This window comes from Tenacibaculum sp. AWR4_210 (assembly GCF_056160945.1).
In genome coordinates this window covers 247,177-267,058 of record NZ_JBSWYF010000001.1, presented here as the reverse complement: position 1 = coordinate 267,058, position 19,882 = coordinate 247,177, and the positions used below count along the sequence as shown (strand labels likewise).

17 protein-coding genes and 1 pseudogene are annotated in these 19,882 nt (G+C 33.1%); 4 read left to right on the top strand and 14 right to left on the bottom strand.

The window, feature by feature from the left end; genetic code table 11:
• Positions 1–36 precede the first annotated feature (36 nt).
• Together ppk1 and ACXAG7_RS01125 are read left to right on the top strand one after the other, a co-directional pair.
• Positions 37–2,058 carry a polyphosphate kinase 1 gene (ppk1, locus tag ACXAG7_RS01130; RefSeq protein WP_476665657.1) on the top strand — a complete coding sequence of 674 codons (2,022 nt, stop codon included), beginning with the start codon at positions 37–39 and terminating at the stop codon, positions 2,056–2,058.
• 954 nt (positions 2,059–3,012) lie between these two features.
• Positions 3,013–3,237 (top strand): JAB domain-containing protein, encoded by a 225-nt coding sequence (locus tag ACXAG7_RS01125; RefSeq protein ID WP_476665965.1) that lies wholly within the window; start codon positions 3,013–3,015, stop codon positions 3,235–3,237.
• Positions 3,238–3,515: 278 nt separating this feature from the next.
• Here ACXAG7_RS01125 and ACXAG7_RS01120 read toward each other — a convergent pair whose 3' ends face one another.
• The 5 genes from ACXAG7_RS01120 to ACXAG7_RS01100 all read right to left on the bottom strand — a co-directional run bounded on the left by ACXAG7_RS01120 (position 3,516) and on the right by ACXAG7_RS01100 (position 8,933).
• On the bottom strand, positions 3,516–5,591 hold the full coding sequence (locus ACXAG7_RS01120; protein WP_476665656.1) for an AAA family ATPase: 2,076 nt from the start codon (positions 5,589–5,591) through the stop codon (positions 3,516–3,518).
• Positions 5,576–6,019: a hypothetical protein gene (locus ACXAG7_RS01115; protein ID WP_476665655.1), complete on the bottom strand. Its 444-nt coding sequence runs from the start codon at positions 6,017–6,019 to the stop codon at positions 5,576–5,578. Before ACXAG7_RS01115 ends, ACXAG7_RS01120 begins: the two co-directional genes overlap by 16 nt.
• Complete coding sequence (locus ACXAG7_RS01110; RefSeq protein WP_476665654.1) at positions 6,016–7,161, bottom strand: hypothetical protein; 1,146 nt, start codon at positions 7,159–7,161, stop codon at positions 6,016–6,018. The genes ACXAG7_RS01115 and ACXAG7_RS01110 overlap by 4 nt, the downstream gene beginning before the upstream one ends.
• Positions 7,158–8,204 carry a ComEC/Rec2 family competence protein gene (locus ACXAG7_RS01105; protein ID WP_476665653.1) on the bottom strand — a complete coding sequence of 349 codons (1,047 nt, stop codon included), beginning with the start codon at positions 8,202–8,204 and terminating at the stop codon, positions 7,158–7,160. The genes ACXAG7_RS01110 and ACXAG7_RS01105 overlap by 4 nt, the downstream gene beginning before the upstream one ends.
• 507 nt (positions 8,205–8,711) lie before the next feature.
• A complete protein-coding gene (locus ACXAG7_RS01100; RefSeq protein ID WP_476665652.1) occupies positions 8,712–8,933 on the bottom strand; it encodes a helix-turn-helix domain-containing protein in 222 nt (73 codons plus the stop codon).
• A gap of 146 nt (positions 8,934–9,079) precedes the next feature.
• Here ACXAG7_RS01100 and ACXAG7_RS01095 point away from each other — a divergent pair, with 146 nt between their 5' ends.
• A complete protein-coding gene (locus ACXAG7_RS01095) occupies positions 9,080–9,289 on the top strand; it encodes a hypothetical protein (RefSeq protein WP_476665651.1) in 210 nt (69 codons plus the stop codon).
• Between the two features lie 211 nt (positions 9,290–9,500).
• On the opposite strand, the gene ACXAG7_RS01090 is transcribed toward ACXAG7_RS01095, so the two are convergent.
• The 6 genes and pseudogenes from ACXAG7_RS01090 to ACXAG7_RS01065 all read right to left on the bottom strand — a co-directional run bounded on the left by ACXAG7_RS01090 (position 9,501) and on the right by ACXAG7_RS01065 (position 15,506).
• Positions 9,501–10,100, bottom strand: coding sequence for a DUF6642 family protein (locus ACXAG7_RS01090; RefSeq protein ID WP_476665650.1), 600 nt, complete (start codon positions 10,098–10,100; stop codon positions 9,501–9,503).
• 694 nt (positions 10,101–10,794) lie between these two features.
• Positions 10,795–11,139 (bottom strand): nucleotidyltransferase domain-containing protein, encoded by a 345-nt coding sequence (locus ACXAG7_RS01085; protein WP_476665649.1) that lies wholly within the window; start codon positions 11,137–11,139, stop codon positions 10,795–10,797.
• Positions 11,140–11,159: 20 nt separating this feature from the next.
• Positions 11,160–11,503, bottom strand: a pseudogene (locus ACXAG7_RS01080) (nucleotidyltransferase substrate binding protein).
• A gap of 603 nt (positions 11,504–12,106) precedes the next feature.
• A complete protein-coding gene (locus tag ACXAG7_RS01075; RefSeq protein ID WP_476665648.1) occupies positions 12,107–14,365 on the bottom strand; it encodes an ATP-binding cassette domain-containing protein in 2,259 nt (752 codons plus the stop codon).
• A gap of 4 nt (positions 14,366–14,369) precedes the next feature.
• The gene (locus tag ACXAG7_RS01070) at positions 14,370–14,933 is read right to left on the bottom strand and encodes a TetR/AcrR family transcriptional regulator (RefSeq protein WP_476665647.1); all 564 of its coding nucleotides are present in this window, start codon (positions 14,931–14,933) and stop codon (positions 14,370–14,372) included.
• A gap of 3 nt (positions 14,934–14,936) precedes the next feature.
• Positions 14,937–15,506 carry a dihydrofolate reductase family protein gene (locus ACXAG7_RS01065; RefSeq protein WP_476665646.1) on the bottom strand — a complete coding sequence of 190 codons (570 nt, stop codon included), beginning with the start codon at positions 15,504–15,506 and terminating at the stop codon, positions 14,937–14,939.
• A 248-nt stretch (positions 15,507–15,754) separates the two neighbouring features.
• Between ACXAG7_RS01065 and ACXAG7_RS01060 the strand changes: the two genes are divergently transcribed.
• The gene (locus ACXAG7_RS01060; RefSeq protein ID WP_476665645.1) at positions 15,755–16,843 is read left to right on the top strand and encodes an adenylate/guanylate cyclase domain-containing protein; all 1,089 of its coding nucleotides are present in this window, start codon (positions 15,755–15,757) and stop codon (positions 16,841–16,843) included.
• A gap of 714 nt (positions 16,844–17,557) precedes the next feature.
• Here the strand turns inward: ACXAG7_RS01060 and ACXAG7_RS01055 are convergent.
• Genes ACXAG7_RS01055 through ACXAG7_RS01045 form a run of 3 tightly spaced genes read right to left on the bottom strand, consistent with a single transcriptional unit; the run spans position 17,558 to position 19,876 of the window.
• Positions 17,558–18,001, bottom strand: a complete 444-nt coding sequence (locus tag ACXAG7_RS01055) for a hypothetical protein (RefSeq protein WP_476665644.1) — start codon at positions 17,999–18,001, stop codon at positions 17,558–17,560.
• The gene (locus ACXAG7_RS01050; protein WP_476665643.1) at positions 17,994–19,250 is read right to left on the bottom strand and encodes an ABC transporter permease; all 1,257 of its coding nucleotides are present in this window, start codon (positions 19,248–19,250) and stop codon (positions 17,994–17,996) included. Before ACXAG7_RS01050 ends, ACXAG7_RS01055 begins: the two co-directional genes overlap by 8 nt.
• Positions 19,247–19,876 (bottom strand): ATP-binding cassette domain-containing protein, encoded by a 630-nt coding sequence (locus ACXAG7_RS01045; protein ID WP_408043660.1) that lies wholly within the window; start codon positions 19,874–19,876, stop codon positions 19,247–19,249. Before ACXAG7_RS01045 ends, ACXAG7_RS01050 begins: the two co-directional genes overlap by 4 nt.
• Positions 19,877–19,882: the final 6 nt, after the last annotated feature.

The window sequence follows — 19,882 nt, the reverse complement described above, 5'->3', positions numbered from 1 at the left end:
CAACAATCCATATTTAGAAAGCTAATTTTGCCTATTATGAACAAACACTTGATTCATCGCGACCTCAGTTGGGTATCCTTCAATGAACGCGTATTGCAAGAAGCTGAAAACAGCACCTTGCCTCTTTATGAACGATTAAAATTTCTCGCTATTTTTTCATCGAACTTAGATGAGTTTTACCGCGTTCGAATTTCGGAACTCCGTCATTTTAAAGGATTACAGAAAGATATCCGCAAAAAACTACATGAAAAGCCCAAACGTGTTATTAAGGAACTTCAGGAAAAAATATTTTCCTTACAAGAGCGCTTTGGTTATACCTATCGCGAAGATCTCCTACCAAAACTTGCAGCACAGGGAATTCGAATTATCAATCATGAACAATACACTGAAGAGCAACGTAAATTCTTAGAGGGTTATTTTGCAAACCAAGTTCAAGAGCACATTCAGGTGCATTATTTAGATGATTTAGAGGTAATTGATTTTTATCACGATAAAGAGTTGTTTCTATGTTTGGATTCAGAGGTATCTATTTTAATTAATATTCCTACCGAACATTGTGATAGATTTGTAGTGTTACCTTCCGAAGACAGCTTTGTAGTCACCTATTTAGACGAGGTTATTCGCGCAAATTTGGGAGAGTTGTACCCCGATTATGCAGGTAATCCTGCTTATAGTGTTAAAATTACCCGCGATGGAGAAATGTACTTTGATGAATATGAAGGCACGTTGGTTGAACTCATTAAAGAAAACCTCATACAGCGTGAAACCGGAATTCCAACACGTATGTTGTATGATGTTGCTATGCCCGCAGCGTTATTGAAACGATTACGCAAGCAACTTCGCCTTAATAAAACGGACCTGATGCCAGGTGCCAAGTATCATAATTTCAGTGATTTTTTTGGTTTTCCATCTCCTAAAGATCATGATCATTTGCAATTTCCAAAGCTAGTCCCCTTAGCTCACCCCTTATTAGAATCTGCAGAAAGCTTGCTCGATGTGATTTCAAAAACCGAGGTTTTACTCAATTTTCCCTATCAGAAATTTGATTATATCCCAGCGATACTGCAGGAAGCCGCAAACTCAGCGGATGTTGAGCACCTATATATCACATTGTATAGGGTTTCTAAGCGGTCAGCAATTGCAGAAGCTTTACTTACTTGCCTAGAAAAAGGAAAACAAGTAACCGTTTTCATAGAAGCAAAAGCGCGGTTTGATGAAGCAAATAATATTTATTGGGGAGAAAAGCTACAAAAGTATGGAGCGCGTGTTTTGTATTCAATGCCCAGTATTAAAGTACATTCCAAAATCTATTTAATTGAAGGATTGAACAACAGCTATGGCTATATAGGTACTGGGAATTTCAATGAGAACAGTGCAAAAATTTATACGGACTTTGCGCTATTAACAAGCAGTCCTCAAATAACATCGGACCTCAAACAAGTATTTGAATTTTTGGGTACTCCTAGTATACCCCCCAAGATTTCTAGTTTGTTAATGTCTCCATTTACCACAAGACAAGCCTTATATGACAAAATTGATCGTGAAATTTCCGAAGCCAAGGCCGGAAGAAAAGCGACTATTCGGTTTAAAATGAATAGTTTAGAAGATGAAGGTGTCATTCAAAAATTGTATGAAGCTTCACAAGCGGGAGTTGTAATACAACTAATTGTCAGAGGGATATTCAGGTTGCAACCAGGAGTTTCCGGTCTCAGTGACAACATTGAAGCGATCAGTATCGTGGGGAGATTTTTGGAACATGGCCGAATTTATTACTTCCATAATGGGGGGAAAGAAGAGGTGTATATTGCTTCGGCAGATTGTATGACCAGAAATTTAGATAAACGAGTAGAAATCGGAGTTCCCATTTTGAATCCAAAACTAAAGAAACAACTGATTGATTGCTTTGATTTACAGTGGAATGACAATGTTAACGCTCGAGTTTTAGATACCGAACTTCAGAATAACTACCAAGTTAATGACTTAGCTATAAACAACGCTCAGGAATCGTATTATGAGTACTTGCTTGATTTAAATAAAAATCTGACTATCAGTACATAGAAGCATAGAATGGTGTTTCTATGAACATTAAAGAGTAAACAAAGTACGTAATGAGTTTAGGAATTAAGGTATTCTCAATGTAAATAAGCTGTAATTTACTGTATTATTGACACTTAAAAGCTATTAGCAGAGCCCTTCAATCAAAATGATCTCTCTTAGGTTTTGAATAGGCAGGATGAACAATACACTCTATTTAACATAATATTAATTATAGTACAATTGTATACTGGTTTCTGTATAGTCGTTTATCAGACTCTTTACCATGCTATCAGATTTAATGTTTTTTGATTTATATCGACAGATATGCTGTTAAACGAAATTACAGCTAGTTAATACTTATGGATTTCTTTGAAGCTATAATTCTATATGCTGAATACGTCGTTGTTTGAGATTCGCGTATTTGAAAATATGTTTGCCATAATCTTATACAGGATGCTCTGGTTAATCGTAATTATGATGTCAAGAGTAAAAAATTAATGATTGTTTGGACACTACTAGAAATTTAACATCTACTCCGGATAATTCAATTTAAAACCAGTCTGTCAGTTTTATACTGATTATCTGGATACTTAAAAATTGACTTTGTTCATATTTATGCTATCTTTTGCATTGATGCGAACACTATAATGAATTCTAAGAACTGATTCTCATCAAACCTTATTAAATAAAATAAACCTTTGGAAACAATCGCGGTTCATTCGTAATATTTTAGAAATACATAACTCATTGTGACTGTTTTAATGTGTTTTAAGATGTTTAATATCAGTAATATAAACTACTCTCCCTAAAATATAAACGCTTATTTGCAGCTGAATCCACTGGCAGTCAGAATAATTGATTGACTAGATCAGTTATTTTACCTCCTGTTTTGACCTAAGTTTTCTGAGGATGTCTTCTAAGTACTAACTTCTATTTAACATAATGTTAAAAACGCTAAAACAACCAATTTAATAAATAACTGTAAAACAGCTTTTTAAGTTCTTTTTCAATATTATTACCTACTACTATAAATATAATCTCAATGTTTGTATAACTGACAAGTTTTTAAAAGTTGGTAAATTAATTAACATAGAAATTGTTGATCATTTAATAATTTCAGAAGAAAAATATACTAGTTTGGCGGACAATGGTATTATAAAGGAATTGCAAAACTCAGGTGCATTTGAGAATCATAAATAAGGAAAAGAAAGATCTGGAAGAATGGCGTATATAGAAACTGAAAGAGAACTTTTCAGTAACAGCAAGGCATTGATATAGATACTATTAAAAAATCTACAGGCTTAACTAAATGGGATATTAAAAAATTATGATAGTTTAAAAATTAGCTCCTTCTCTCCTATCTCCTCCTCATTTTAGTTAATTTAGTAACTTTCATTTCACTATTCGTTATTTTTTAATTTTTTTTTTTATAACACCAATCTTAACAAAATTAATCTTAGGATTCTATAACTCTTTAGTTAACTTTCCATTTCTTTAATTGACTTATCTGAAATAATATACTCATTATGGTCGATTTTATTTAAAATATTATTCAAAGAATAGATTTTTTTATCTTCTGTTCTATCATTTTCCTCACTTGATGCGGCTACTATTACCTGATACTGTTGAAGTTTGGAAACAGTTTCAAAAAACTTTTCAAGACTACTACTTTTCATCGAATGTTGACTAGGCTCATCAAATAAAATAATTCCAGGATGATTTTCTGCTTCTTCTAGTAAACTAATTGTATAAGCCCATATATTTCGTATAAAATCACTAGAAGATGAGCTTATCTGAATTTTTTGAATTTCATTTCCGTATTTTGTGATAGGGAAATATTTGAAAGGAAATTTTCTCTGAATTAAGATATTATATTTTTCATTACTCTTATAATTAAATTTGTAAAGCAAATTTTTATAGGAGGTTTCGAAATTATTTAATTTTATCATATCTTCCACTTCATCAATTTTTAAATTATCTAATAATCTTTTGTTACTTCCAAAGTCTTCACTTATTTTTTTAAGTTCTTCAACTAATTCATTAAAATCTGATTCTACTTTAGTTAACCTAGTTATTTCATTTTCTAATTTAATATCTCTTCGAATTTCCGATCTAGACGGCATTAGGTCAGGGTCTATAAGTTCATTTTTAATTTGCCTTATATCCAGCTCTAAACTAGATATTTCTTTAATAAAAGTTGAATTTATTATCTCTTTTTCTTCTAGTGCTTTAATTAGTCCATTTATTGATGACTTAAGTAATTTTTTCTGATTTTCTAGATAATTTAGATTTCCTTTTATTGTTTTAAATTCAACTGATAAATCTGTTTTGACTATCTCAGGGGTAATTTTTTGAGAGCATGTAGGGCATGAATCTAATTCATTAACTGATGGATCTTTTTCAGTCAAAAATTTTATATCTTTATTAATCTCTATTTCTTCATCTAATTCTTCAATATGACTTTGGTACGACTTTAATTGAGATTTTTGGGATTGATACTTTATATTAAATTTATTATAATAGTCTACAAACTCAAGATATTTTTCTTTTTTTTTCTTAAGTATATGTCTTAATTCGGGCTTTTTATTTTTAGTAAACTTAGGGGTTAAATCAAGTAGATTCTTCTTTTCAATTAAACCTTTAATTAATTCATTTAGAAGAATAAAATCATCTGAATCTACTTCTTTCAAAATTTGTAAAGTAACATAATTAAGATCATCACTGTTTAAAATAGGCTCTTCTTCCAATTTAGTATATTTACCTGAATTAGCTGCTGCTAGAATATCTAACTTTCCTATCGTTGTTGTCCAATTTTTTATAATTCTTTTTTTTATTTCAGTCAGTCGTTCTTTTTCAACATCGTTTTTAAGCGCTTTTAAATTAAATAGAAATTCAATTGTACGTTGTTTATTTTCTTTAATTCCAAAATAAGGCATAGAAGATAACAAATCTGACCATCCCTTAGTTTGTTCTATAAATAAAGCGGGGAAAATAGTTTGTAAATATAAATCGGAATAATCGCCTTTTTGATTAATAACTTTAGGAATACTTGGCATATTCATGAAATTTGCGAACCATTTATAATATGCCATTTCACTTTCATGATTTCGTTTTCGGTCAATAAAAACCGTTTTAAATTCAGAGTTAGTATCAAGTTCCGAAATACGACCACTAAATATTTTAACTATATTAAATTCACCTCCTTTTATATTTCTTTTTAGTGTGAAAATTTCTTCATGCTCATTTTCTATTTCTACATAAGTACAGGAAGTAAATACTTTATATCTATCTCCATCTATTGAAAATTCTTTTTTTACTGAATTATCTAAAGCTCTTACGTTTTTTGATCCTTTTAGTTCTTCTAAACACAAAGAATAGAACAAACAAGAAATAATAGTTGATTTTCCAGAAGTATTTTCTCCTTTAATAACATTTAACCCCTTATAAAAGGGAATATCAAAACCATATTTCTTTTTAATTGTGGTATTTGAGGGAGAATAACCTTGAATATCTAGTTTTAATCTATTTATTTGTAACATTATCTTACTTGCCAAATTTGTTTTTCTGTTAATATTTTAGATACATTCCCTATTGTTTTTAAAGAATCTATCTGATTTTTAAAAAGGTTATTTTTGATTATTAGATCTATTAAACTTTTACCTTTTTTAGTTAATTTTATTTTCCCCCCAACCAATCTTTCACAATATCCATTTACTAAGGCAAGTATCAATGCCTTATCTAATGCTGTTTCAAAACACCAGGGAACAAGGCTATGTCGCTTTTCTTCTTTATAATCCATAAGAATTTTAAAATTTTCTTCATCACGCATTGACCATGCTATTGTTTGTAAAAGAGAAATTGTAGCTGATTTCGATGAGCCTGTATTAAAATTAAGAATTAATAGAATTTGAGAAACCCTATAAACAGGTTGTAAATGTAAGGGAACATAAACTCTTTTAGGATTTGATATTATTTCTATCATACTTTAACAAAATTAAGATCACAGCTCAACAGTAACTCATTTACAGCCTTATCTCCTAATGTTTCAATAATAGAAACTGTAAGATCTGATTTATTTGTTTTTTCCATGAAATCAGAAAATAAATTTTTAACCTCATTATAAATTTTTTGAGCTTCGCTATTGCTATTAACCTTTAGATTTCTAAATGCTCTATTTACTCTTTTTGATAATAATGCTTGTGCCTCATCAAACTCACTTTGAATAAAACCATTTAATTTTCCTATTTCATTTAATTCGATACTAGCCTTAAAAAACTCAGTTAATATTTCATCTACCATTTTATCTACATCATTAATGTCATAAAGAACTTTACATTTATTATATAGATTATTAAATCTGTCATTATTCTCTTTTTTTAAAGTATCTATTTTTAAAGCTATATACTCTAAGTCAATTTTTTCGCTTTTCAAAAATAGTTGCTGTGCACTAATAGAAAGCGGATGTGTATCATATTTAAACGATTTAAATACATTATTAAGCTTAGAACATTTCAAATGTCCAAATATTCCTGTTGAATCTCTTAAATCAGTAATAATTCCCACAAGAAATATCTTACCATTTTTAACATCAAATACTCCACTTCCTGATAAACCACTTGATGTTTGGTCGATAGCTTTACTTAATGTAAGATCTTTAATTTCATCTGATTTAATATAAAATGTATTATTATCATTCTCTTCAATTTCACAATGAAAAGTTTTGGCTTGATTTTTTTCAGACAACCATTTAGGATAACCTCTAAAAGCTAATTTCGAGCAATCAGATTCATTTAGGATATTAGAATAAACAATGTTTTCTAAATTAACATCATCTACTTTTACCAATAAAACACAAATATCTTCTTCCTCTTTAGAATAAACTATTTCTGATACATTCAATTTTTTAAAGGAATCCCCATTTTGTTTTTTATATTCTATATTAATATTAGAAACCGTAATATTTGAAAGTCTTGCTCCTTTTTTTCCATAAATGCAATGCTCTGCTGTTATTATATGATAAACATTATCGTTATTACGAGTAATTATACCACTACCTATGGCTTTTATGTTACCATCATGCACTGATATTCTCACAGTAACATCTTTTAAAAACTCTAAATTCATATAATAAATTTATTTTGTTCGTAACATTCAAATAATTCAAGTTCTTCTTTTTTAAATAGTTTTCCTGTCTTTTCTTCAATTACAGTAAGAGGATAATTAAAATAAAACTTAACCTTTTCTTTCTGCATATTTTTATGATTTACAACCTTTGCTATAGTTTGTCTATCAGGATGTTTAGATCTACCCAAACCTCCATTAGTAGAAATTATATAATTAAAACATATTACTTTATCTAAGAAAGCATTAGAGATATTATATTTACTTCCATGATGTGATAACTTAATATAATCAAAGGAAATAGTATTATGCTCTGGATATAATTTAGTCAAACTCTCTAGAATAATAGATGGATGAGCATCTCCCATAAATAAACCATGAAAATTATCAACTTTAATTGAAAAAGCTATTGATGATGCATTAATAAAATCAGCTTTAATAGATTTTTCTTTATCTACATTGAGCGACAACTCATGAAAATTAGTATTGAAGTCTTTTGCCGTTTTAATTTCATCTGTTGAAATCTGTGTCTTGTTGTCTTTTTCAGTTTCTTTAGGCCAGTTTGAATAAAGTTCTTCCAAAGCCTTATTATTTGGTGATAAAATTCTAAAATCAATTCCATCAGGAATATTTTGATTTATGGTCGCCTCTGAAGTAATGTTTCCTACCACCTTTATTTCAGATCGCTTTTCTTTTAACATTTCTTCAAATTTGATACCCTCTCCAATCGATATTTGAGTTCCTTCTTTATTAACTATTAATAAATTAGGTGCATTTATGATTATTTTATCAAATTCGTGTTTATCAGCAATTGAACTATTAAGATACTCTAATAAACCTCCTATGTGATCATGATCAACATGTGTAAGAATTATTAAATCTATTTTTTTATATCTATCTAAATCATGTACTAATGACGTTCTATAATTTACTCTTGGACCTCCATCTATCATAATGATATATGGAATTCCATCCGCATTGTTTAATTCAATAATACAACAATCTCCGTGATGAGCTTTTAATATATTTAGTTCTTTTACTTTCATTCAAATTTTAATGCTAAATGTACAAATTTTACCATTTATTAATTACGGGTTCTCGTAATTAAATAAAAAATAAAATTTAATCCCATTCCATACACATTTTGCCTCTGTCCTTTCAGCAAAAATCGTATTCCATTATATGTTTAAAGAAACTTTTGAGTTAAAAAAAATGAAGAAAAATTTTGTTTTGCTAACTCCTTTTTCCAAAGCAAAGTAACATAACGCATAACCGATTTATCTGACTTCCAACCATTTAATCGGACAGCTTAGAATTAGAGAGTTTAGAGTAAAAAATATTTAAATGTAACTAAATATATTACTTATGAAGCGATCAAAAGATAGTTCCATTGAAAACTTCATTAATATCTTTATTTGATGATTAGAGTACTTCGCCAATTTTATCTTCAAACTTTGATATAGATGCTTTTCCACCAAAAAGATGCACTGCTTTAGGAGTTGGATTCATTGACTCATATTGCGGAACAGGCACGTTATTAAATTTAAAAGTTCTTAGTTATTACTTAATAAAGCTAAATTCTTACACACTTCTTTAAATATCTCGCAAGGTTCTACATCAATAGCTAATGCTATTAAATACAACTCATCAGCCCTCAATTTGGTTTTTTGATTATTAGCCAATTCACTAAGTCGAGTTTTACTTATCCCTGTTTTACGAGATACATCTGACCTGTTTACAGATTTCTTTGATAAATAGAGTCCTAAATCAGTCATTTTTTCAGTTGTTAAGATAAGCAAGTTACATAATATGCTATTTTATTCCGAATTTCTAAAAACTCTATTTTCTTATACGGGTAATTTTATCCGATTTTCACTATATTTGTTCATATAATCGGAATTATTTACCTTAAAAAAGAAAAATGGGACGTTTTACATATACAAAAGCACAATTAGAACAAATAGTCTTTACACAACTCGAAAACCTTAATGCAATGAATGATTTACTACGAATTATGAAGCTGCAAAATGAATTGTTAGATAAAGCGAATATGAAATTAAAAGATGAGATTACGGAGTTTAAACAGACATTCGTTAAGTATCCAACAGCATTGCGTAAGAAGAAAGAATAATTTTTCATACCCCTTTTCAGTCGTATTACTCTCTCTATCCTTTTTTTAAAAAAGAAAACAAAGTATTGATTATTCCTTAAGTTTAGGATAGATATGCTTCTGAATTAAGTTAATAATTTACTATTCTCTCCCAGTATTAATCATTAAAATACCTTAGTGAATATCTTGATGAATACAATAGCTAACACCTGTAAATGAGAACATTAAAAGGTTAGTAATAGAGTCTAAAATCTAGAAGTTTACAGAGTTTATAATGTTTTTTGTGTAGATCTTCAACTACATTAAACATATCATCGTCTTTTTTAAATAGGTTGAAAAAAGCTTTATCGAGCTCTGAACTAGCTATGCTAGTATATTCATTACCATAGCCTGAAATGGCTTTAGCACCCGTAATATCTAAAAAATACTGGGCTTCTTCCTCCTCTAAATCAAGTACTTTAGCATTTGAAAAGTGTAATATTTTATCATTTAGACTTCCCTCAAAAATCTCTGCGATCTCCTGTAGGCTATAGTAATAATCATTTAAGCAGATGCTGTTTGCTTCACCTGTCATTACCAAATAGATGATTTCATAATTCTTGAAGTGGTGATCGTCTAAAATTAAGGTATTTAGGCTTTCTTCAAGTCCTTCAATAGAGTCACAAGTTTTGTAAATACTTGAAATTCCATATTGCATTGTCAATTCCTCTAGTTTAATTTGTGAAGTTGTCGTTTCTTGATTTTCAATATCATCCACGCCTTCTAAACAGTATATAAAGTAGTCTGTGTTATTGTATGCTTCTTGAGGTAATTGATTTATTCTGTTTAACAAACTGTAGTATTTAATGGAGCTGAAGAACAAAAATAATACAAGTCTGGGAATTAAAAAAAATCTTCAAAGTGTTATGTTTCGCTCATCATACTTTTCAGTCTGTGTATTTGAATTACTTTTAATTCACACCCGACATTTGCAGTTTTTTTGACACTCTCTGAGAATTGAATATTTCTAAATTCATGGATAATGATACGGAATAATGAATTCTCATAAATGCTTAAATTATGAGTTTGACTGATACTTTTTTGAAATTATGAGAGTAGCTTTGTTTTAAAATTTCAATTAAGAATTTTGTCCCTTCAATAATTTATTTTTTACGGTAAAAGTGATTCACTGTTGATGCCAATTTCCTAATCAATATGGGATGAGGCATGTTTTTGTGAATATTGTTTTTACTACAGCCTTCCTTGAACTTTATTTTTATTCTGACATTTAGTCCCAAAACAAGGTTTCCAGCATGCTTTTGAGCTATACCCACATTACTAGCCCCTTCCCTCCTTTTCGTTTTACTAGTATTGGTTAAATATGATATCATCCACAATTAGTAACCTCAAATCAAATCACCCCCTATTGTTACTCTACTCTCATTTAATGACTTACGAGGTTCTTAGAGAGCTGTGCTACATGCATAGGTATTCAGTACGCTGTTTCCGAAATTCAACGCTCAATTTTGCGAGTAGAAATACTTAGACTATGCTTCCAGCATTGGAATTGCTAACTTCTTTGATGGCGTTTTTTGATAGAACGTTACCCCGTGCAGGTCAATTTCTGATCTAAATTTAGAGTTAGTAATATGCTCGTGAATAACCAAATCAATACTATGGGGAATAGAACTTTCTAACAGTTGATAATCAATTGTTAAAAGACTATCAAATGACAGGTTTGCTCCTTTTAAACTGATGTCAATATCAGAGCCTGCTCTATAGGTTCCGGTTGCTCTAGAACCATAGATAACAGCTTCCTCAATAAGTGGATTTTTTGAAAATACCCTTAGTATTGTATCCAGTGTTCGATTACTTAATCCAAAAGGTCTCATAGTTATTTGTTTAATGTTTTTTATTCTAATTCAATCAAAGCTTCCATCGTTTCACTTAATTTATTAAAGAGCACGATATATTCCTTAGTAATCCGTTGTACTATATGCTTAGCCGTACAGGCATCATAGGTATGAGATGTACTATTTCTGCTACTTATCATATGCATCCAGACATCACCATCCGAAATTAATTGGTACTTTATTACTTCTCGTGTGGCATCTCTACTTCCCCTTATTTCCGAATTCCCTTGAAATAAAAGTAGTCTTTGATCACCTTCCAAGCCAATTCATGGGTAAATTCAAAGGATTGAATTACCCCTTGCCATTCAAGTTCACTCAATTCTCGATCATTGACAATGTTCATGGCATTGTTCAATTGCGCTAGCGCTTTGTTGTAATTTTCCAGACGTAAATGCCAGCGTATACTCTTTACCTTAACACCAGTAGATTTCTTCATATTATATATAGCAATCAATTATTATTGTTCGTTTTCATCGCAACTGACGGGTGTATAAACATTTACCAAATGCACCTCTTCTTGTATCGTATTCGCCGCATGTAGTATTGTTCTGTCTTTGCCAACTTTCATCGTGTCAAAATATTATAGGATCTATTGTACTGACAAAGTTTTGCTCTAGCTATGTTGATGAATCTTAAAGTTTTCTTTGACCAGAATAACCTTTTCTTAGTTATTCTCAATTCTTCTGGCTTTATTTTTGCAACCTAGTTTTATCACTGATAATCAATCATATAAATAGCAACCTTATTAAGACATGGCACCCTGATTATCACAACTTATTTTTTACAGTTCTCTTCTTTCTACGGTAATTAGCAACGGCTGTTTAAAGGTAAGTACTAACTATGATATAAGGAGACGAAATGAAATTGTTGCTATGATCTAATAGATACATGGGTACTATTGGTATATTCTTTTCTTACGAATTTAAAGAACATGGGGCAGAAATTCTCAACCTAAGTTATACTTTTTAAGATAGTTTGCTGTATGGCCTGAACCTGTCAACTGCAAATTTCTAGGGGTTCCTTCAAAAAGCAGTTCTCCCCCCATTTCTCCTCCTTCTGGTCCTAGATCAATTATCCAATCTGCTTGATTCATGATATCTAAATTATGTTCAATTACAATAACTGAATTCCCAGCATCTACTAATCGATTCAAAAGGTCTATCATCCGCTCAACATCTGACATATGTAGGCCTGTAGTGGGCTCATCTAAGACATATACTTGTCCCTTTTTATGCAATTCACTGGCTAATTTTACGCGTTGACACTCACCACCAGACAATGTAGACAAGGTCTGTCCGAGTTGTAAGTATCCCAAACCTACTTCCTCCAAGAATGCCAATTTAGCGAGGATTTTGGGCTCTTCAAAAAAATCCAAAGCCTCGTTTATAGTACACTCAAGTACTTCTGCTATGTTTTTCCCTTTGTACTTGTACTTTAAGGCTTCTTTACGATATCGATTGCCTTCACAATGACGGCAAGTAGACTTTACTGACTCCATAAAAGCCAAATCCATTAAAGTAAAACCTAATCCTTTGCAATGCAAACAAGCTCCTTCAGCATTAAAGCTAAACAAGGAAGCTTTTGTTCCAGGATTTTCTGAGGCAAACAACTTCCGTATACCATCGAAAACTCCAGTATAGGTAGCTGGGTTGGATCGGATGGACTTTCCTACGGGAGCTTGATCAATAACTATGGTAGCTGGATGGTGAACTAGAAACTCCTTATGTATCAAGGAGCTCTTACCAGATCCTGCGACTCCCGTAACACATACGAATACTTCCTTGGGAATTCGCAAACTAATGTTTTTCAGATTATTGGCAGTTGCATTGTTAAGAACAAAACTATTTGACCAAGACCTATAATTTGTTTTTGGAGTAATTTTAGCTTTAAGTAGCCTACCACTTGTAGTTTCTGATGACAATAAAGCCTCATAAGTACCTTCAAAAACTACTTCACCCCCGTTTTTACCTGCTAACGGTCCCATGTCAATAATCCAATCGGCAACCTTTATTAAATCTGGGTCGTGCTCTACTACCAATACTGAATTTCCTTTTTTACAGAGTGCTTTAAGGATATCAGCAAGGATGGCCACATCTCTCGGATGCAATCCTGTACTCGGTTCGTCAAGCACATATATCATTCCTGTTAAACTATTTCTTAGTTGCTTGGCGAGTTGAACACGTTGCGCTTCACCTCCCGACAAGCTCTTTACGGGGCGTGACAAATTTAAATATCCCACCCCGATATTCACCAAACTCTCTGTTCTTTTAATTAGTTGCGACAGCACTGTTACTAGCTCGGGAGCATCAATAGACCTGAAAAAGGTCAAGAGCTCAGTAAGTTGCATAGCGCTTAAGTCAACAATGTTTTTTCCTTTAATTTTACAGGCTAAAGCTTCTTCTTTTAAACCGGTTCCATGGCAGCTCTTACAATCGGTTGCTTTAATAAATGGAGCAATTGCTTTCTGACGGCTACTAGATAGGGCATCGAAATTTTTTGTAAGATAACCGCGTTGTATCTTGGTAACAACTCCGTGGAAGTTTGCCTCAAAACCTCGATCTCCTGGAGAAAGTTTAAACTTTATATTCTCGGCATATAATAGGGTTTGCATGTCCTCTTCACTAAAGTCCATAAGCGCTGTATCGATATCAAAAAGTCCGGAGTTCACTACTAGTTTCCAGGCCAGAGATCCTACCTTAAAATCCGGAAATAAGAGCGCCCCTGTATTCAATGATAATTTTGTATTTATCAGTCGATCTATTTGAAGTTCTTTAAGTTGACCAACTCCTCCACAATTTGGACAGCTCCCTTCTGCAGTATGAGGTGAGAAGTGATTAGACATCCCGACTTCAGGAGTTCCCATCCTTGAAAAGAGCAACCGTAAATAAGATGAAATTTCCGAAAGAGAGCCAACACTAGATCGCGAATTTCCGACAATGCGCTTTTGTGCCAATACAATTACAGGTGACAGATTGGAAATCTCATCGTAATCGGCTTGTTCGTATTTCGGGAGTCGTGATTGGGCAAAAGTACTAAAGGTTTCAAACAACTGTCGTTGTGCTTCTCCGGCAATGGTTTCAAAAACCAATGATGACTTACCAGATCCTGACATCCCCGTAAAAGCGACCAGCTTATTTTTAGGAATTTTTACGGAGATATTTTTTAAATTGTTTTGTCGCGCGCCTTTGACTACAATATCATTCATTCGATTAAACTTTGGCCAAAATCCAATTGATTCCTTTCTGAAAATCTGTGATGCTCAATGTTCCCAAATAGGTATTTGTATTCTGAGCAGTTGCTGCTAGGGCAAACCCATGTGTGTAATCGACAATAATATCAGCCATCACCCCCCCTTCTACTTCATCTTTAACAATTACAATTGCTTGATTTCTGATCGTTTCAGTGAGTTGTTGTAATTCATTGATAAACAAATCATGATCCATTAATACCAATTTCACTACCTGAGGATGTTGTGAAACACAGCTGTAATAGTTTGCCAAGAGTGCTCGGATATTACTTTTAGGATCTTCGAGCATATCGTATGTATTGACTTCTGAAAACACCTGTTGTACCATGCTCTTTAGCAGTTCTTTGCGCGTACCGATGTGATGCTTTAAAGCCATGGCCGTGACATCAAATTCTCTTGCCAATTTGCGATAAGAAAGTCCAGCTTCTCCTTCTGTATTCAATAACTCAATAGCTTTAGCTACTATTATCCTCTTAGTTAATACCAGCTTGTCATTGGTAGGACGTCCTAAGTTACTTTTCTTCATGAGTTATTTATTAAGAAGTTGGTACCTGCTTTGAACAAACCCCTGCGGATTGGTTTCCGATTTCACTAAGACTAAATCAATATCATCAGGAATTGCTCCGAAAAGACGCTTTCCTCGTCCGATGAGTATCGGTACCTGTGTCAAAATAATCTCAGAAATGAGTCCCTCACGAATAAATGCCTGAACCAATTGTCCTCCATCCACATAAACCTTTTGAAGACCAAGCTCGTGCAGGTAGTCCATTACTTGCTGTGGAGACATGTTTAAAACCGTTACTTTATCCTTAAAAATTTCTGGGATTGCCGTTGGGTTTAAACTGCTACTGATTACATAGATGTGTTTTTTATAAATAATATCCCCTGGACTTGTCGTGTCTTTATAAATATCGCAAATGGTTGTAAAAGTTCCTCTCCCCATAACGATGGCATCCATTGCTTCGGTAAAATTTTCAAATCCTTTGTCTTCAGGATCCCTCGGATACTTCATCAACCAATCAATAGAATGGTCTTCACGGGCTATAAAACCATCTAAACTCGTTGCGATATACACAAATCCCTGCGTGCTACTTTTCATACTGTAATGTTGTAATTTCGCTACAAATATACAGTGTATAATTTTAAGATGCAAAAGAGCTATACCTACTATAAATCATAGGTATCGTCTTAAAGTTCAGAAAATACTATTAGGATGCTAACATTTGAACTAAAATTTCTAATTACAGCATAGCATTATTCCTAAAAAATTCTCGATTCAACTATTTCTTTTACCAAAATTGAAACTGTATATAGAGTTTTGTACCTTCAAATCTGTAAACAAAACCTATGAGAACTCATAACCGACAACTGGTAAATACCTTGATGCACTCAGTAATATTCTGGATTTTTGCCTTTCAATCCTATGCTTTCTTTCGATATTTCGGTCTGGAACAAGCTTCTCTAGTCCCTGGTGTTCAAGAAGTTGAAAAAGTAATACTCGTAAGTCCTTATAGTATCGCTTTGTACATTGGTTTAGGACTTGGTGTTTTATATGGGATCGTGGACTTTTTTTACGAAAAATATTTCCTCAAGAAATTAGGTTTGGGACTCGGACTGGTAGTGAACACTTTTTTGCATTTTGCTGCCATCATTTTTGTTTTTACAGCTTCGCTGACTGTTATTTCTAAAATATTTTCAGTGGGTATACAACTGGAAGCGGGCTGGTGGTTTCATCAAAAACGGTTTTGGGCGGTCATTTGGTATGTCCTACTTTGCTCTGTGGTAGCTTCTTTTATAAAAATCGCTCGAGAGCGGTTTGGAGCAGGCACATTTATAAAAATGCTATTGGGAACCTATAAAATACCGAAGGAAGAACAACGTATTTTTATGTTTTTAGACTTAAAGGACGCGACGGGAATCGCGGAGAAATTAGGGCATCACCTTTACAGTCAGTTTCTTCAAGATTGCTTTTTTGATTTGAACGAGATATTACGAGCTCATGATGCGGAAATTTACCAATATGTAGGTGATGAAGCTGTGTTATCATGGAACTATGACCGAGGTTTAAACAGGCAAAATTGCGTTTCTATCTTTTTTGCTTTTAATAAAAAGCGTGAAAATCGTTTGAGTTATTACCTTCAAAAGTACGGTGTGTTTCCTGAATTTAAGGCCGGATTGCACGGAGGATCCGTAATGGTTGCTGAAGTAGGCTTTGTTAAGAAAGAATTGGCGTATCACGGCGATGTCCTGAATACCTGTGCTAGAATTCAGGCGGCTTGCAATACCCACCAAGTGAGTTTGCTTATTTCCGAACAGTTATTACATGAGCTGCAGTCAACTTCCTCTACAGTTATTGATGCTGATTATCTTGGAGCTGTTTTATTGAAGGGAAAAAACAATCGTGTAAAAATCCATGCTATCCAGCGTAATTTCTAAGTTGAATTGCTAAAAGCACCGGGCTGCCATTTCTGACAATACAACATGTTCTTAACTTTCCATTAGCTTTTTCATTACAGCATATAACTAGCTTTACGGCTAACATATAACAATGATGGGGTTATTGTTTTATGTTAATTCTGAATGTCAAAGCTCCTTAGGGAGCTTTTTTCCATTAACCTATGTTAATTTACCATTCATCGATATTAAAAGTACTTTCAACTATATTTTATTTTAAAGAGATCAAAACAATATACATTGTGGGTAAGATTACACGTAGTAATGTAGTTTTAGTAGTAGTTAGTTAAGAAAGAAGTTTTTCCACGGAGGGGATCACTTCTTTCTTTTTTTGTCCAAACCATTCATTTTTAAAACAAAAACAAATATTATTCACTTAACAATTAGGGTTTTACGTTTTTTTATTGTAATTTTAAGTATCAATTTTTTACGAAATGAAATTGAAATTGAAATACCTCTATTTTTTTTTAGACAAAAAAATATGAGTCCCCCCAAGGCTAATTGCATCATTGCCTGATTTCCACTAATAACTACAATATGCAATTGGTCTTGATTTCCCTAATAGCATTCTCAACATTTTTCTAGGAGATTACCAGCTACTTTACGGTATGGGATTACTCGTTTTAAGGGTAGACAGAGTCGAATTTCCTAAAACAAGGGGTTGTTCCGATATCGTTTACACTAAAAATCGGATTCTTATGCTTTGATGCGTTCCATTTTACAATTTTTAAGGATATAATTAAAATGTTCTATGTCAGAATCATTGAGTTCTAGTTTCCCCACTACGATTACAGGAGTATCTGTAGGGAGTTTTTGTTGGGTATCAAACACGAGCTCTATGGCTGTTTCAGGTCCTCCAACACCACAAAAATAACAAGCAGCCATAGGGCCTTTTGAAAGCATATAAAGTTGTCCTTTCGGGTCGAGATTTAGAAAATATCCCTTTATCCGTATCATTTGACCGTTCAAAGCCTTAACTGTCGACGAAAATGTAGGATGCAAATAGGTTTCTTTATAAGCGGGAAAATATTTTTCGGTAAAACGAACTTTTGATAGGGTTGCCCATGAAATGGATTTTTGTCCGTATGCATAGGAAAACATATTTATGAAGACTACGAGACCTACAGCTATTTTATTCATCCTTCAGTAATTTTGAAACATTGAGATTTAAAATCGGATATATGGCGAGTAAAATACTTGTGATTCCTATTCCTAACAACAAAAGTACAAACTGAACCAGTACCGATGAGTTTAACGGGAGCAACCAAGTGTCAAAATTTGGTTTTTTCTGAAATATGCCAATACAAATAGGCAACAATCTAAACCCTATATACCCCAACATTCCTCCTAGTATCACTATGGTAAATACCTCGAAAACCAAAAGTAAAAACAACTGAAAATGACTAGCTCCATAGCTTCTAAATAAGGCGTAATCATAACTTCGCTCACGACCCATTTTATATAAAGAAACAAACAAAGTGACCAACGCGATGACTAAGATCACAAGGGCAATTGCCCGAATTGTTTGCATACCTAAACCCAAATAGTTGTAAAATTTGTCTAACTCGTATTTGGGCAAGGCTGCCATCATATTGGTTTGTTGATTGATGTTTCTGGGTAATGTTAAAAGTGCTAAAGGCCTTTTAAATTGTACTAAAAGTGCCGTTATTTCTCGGGTAGGTTCTGAGGAATCCCCTCGGTGCTCATCTTCATCTTCATGTTCGTGTTCCTCGCTATGAAGGTGCTCCTCGGCTCCTGCAAGCCGTGGTTTCTCATGGTGATGGAGTTCCCAAATACTTTGGATGCTAGTAAGTAGCAAATGATCTATGCGGGTATTGGTGGGGGCTAATATACCTACAACGCGAAATTTTTCCTCGTGGGTTTCTAGTCCCTCATTGATAAGACCATGAGTACTTGTCACTAAACTCCCAACTTTTAGGTGTAACTTTTTAGCAGCCTCCACGCCTACTACAATTTCTAAACTTCGTTCTGGTCGACGACCTTCGTTGAGTAGTAACTTGTAATTTTCGAAAAATGAAGTATCCGTTCCTACTATCCGATAGCCCTTATAATTATCGCCAAAAGCTAAAGGTATCGACGATTTTACCAATGGATTTTTTGCCAGTTTTTGAGCCTCTTGCCACGAAATATTCCCCGTTGGAGTATCGATGTGTAAAAGAGAAGACAATACTAATTGCAGCGGACTTCCTTTAGCCCCCACAACCATATCAATAGTTCCAACATTCGCCTTGAATTGCTGTTCAAAAGATGTTTTTAATTGCTGTACTCCGAGTAATAGCATGCACGAAAATCCCAAACTAATACACGTAAGTATGGCTAAGAGTGGCTTTTTTTCGAGGTATTTTTGATGAATTTTCCAGAGATTCATAAAGATATAATCTTTTGAAAGGACGATTGAATGCGTTGATCATGAGAAATAACTAAAAGATTCGCTTTTAACTTCTTACTCTGTCGCAGTAAAAGCTTCATTACCTTTTGACAATTCACATCATCTAAACTTGCCGTAGGTTCATCAGCTAAAATAACCCTCGGTTTGTGTACGACTGCCAAGGCAATGCCTAGTCTCTGTAGTTGCCCCTGACTGAGTTGTGAGGGTTTTCGGTTTTTATATGCCGTCAAACCAAGCTCGGATAACAAACTTTGCATCGCCATAAATGTAGTGGAAGTTTTACTGAATAAGAGCCTTGCTTCTAAATGCTGCCAAACACTGAGTGAATGTATAGCATCATTTTTTTGTAATACAATTCCTAATTGCTGGCCTCGAAATCTATCAAGTTTTTGATTGCTGAGCTCGTGAATCTGACAACCTGCAATCGTAATTTCCCCGGAATGCGGAGTTAACAGTCCTGCCAATAAATGAAGTAAGGTTGTTTTGCCAACTCCTGACGGCCCTTGTATGAGTAAATTTTCGGTTTCTCCAAGCTCTATATCTGGAAATTCCAAGAGCTTTTCAGCTCTTGGATATTGATAACTAAGGTTGGTAGCACATATCATAATTAG

Bases quoted from the DNA above. Each gene is read 5' to 3' on its own strand.
- ACXAG7_RS01075 (WP_476665648.1), bottom strand. From the start codon at position 14,365: ATGAATGATATTGTAGTCAAAGGCGCGCGACAAAACAATTTAAAAAAT.
- ACXAG7_RS01095 (WP_476665651.1), top strand. From the start codon at position 9,080: ATGGGACGTTTTACATATACAAAAGCACAATTAGAACAAATAGTCTTT.
- ACXAG7_RS01050 (WP_476665643.1), bottom strand. From the start codon at position 19,250: ATGAATCTCTGGAAAATTCATCAAAAATACCTCGAAAAAAAGCCACTC.
- ppk1 (WP_476665657.1), top strand. From the start codon at position 37: ATGAACAAACACTTGATTCATCGCGACCTCAGTTGGGTATCCTTCAAT.
- ACXAG7_RS01055 (WP_476665644.1), bottom strand. From the start codon at position 18,001: ATGAATAAAATAGCTGTAGGTCTCGTAGTCTTCATAAATATGTTTTCC.
- ACXAG7_RS01105 (WP_476665653.1), bottom strand. From the start codon at position 8,204: ATGAAAGTAAAAGAACTAAATATATTAAAAGCTCATCACGGAGATTGT.
- ACXAG7_RS01085 (WP_476665649.1), bottom strand. From the start codon at position 11,139: ATGAGACCTTTTGGATTAAGTAATCGAACACTGGATACAATACTAAGG.
- ACXAG7_RS01115 (WP_476665655.1), bottom strand. From the start codon at position 6,019: ATGATAGAAATAATATCAAATCCTAAAAGAGTTTATGTTCCCTTACAT.
- ACXAG7_RS01045 (WP_408043660.1), bottom strand. From the start codon at position 19,876: ATGATATGTGCTACCAACCTTAGTTATCAATATCCAAGAGCTGAAAAG.
- ACXAG7_RS01060 (WP_476665645.1), top strand. From the start codon at position 15,755: ATGAGAACTCATAACCGACAACTGGTAAATACCTTGATGCACTCAGTA.
- ACXAG7_RS01100 (WP_476665652.1), bottom strand. From the start codon at position 8,933: ATGACTGATTTAGGACTCTATTTATCAAAGAAATCTGTAAACAGGTCA.
- ACXAG7_RS01065 (WP_476665646.1), bottom strand. From the start codon at position 15,506: ATGAAAAGTAGCACGCAGGGATTTGTGTATATCGCAACGAGTTTAGAT.
- ACXAG7_RS01110 (WP_476665654.1), bottom strand. From the start codon at position 7,161: ATGAATTTAGAGTTTTTAAAAGATGTTACTGTGAGAATATCAGTGCAT.
- ACXAG7_RS01070 (WP_476665647.1), bottom strand. From the start codon at position 14,933: ATGAAGAAAAGTAACTTAGGACGTCCTACCAATGACAAGCTGGTATTA.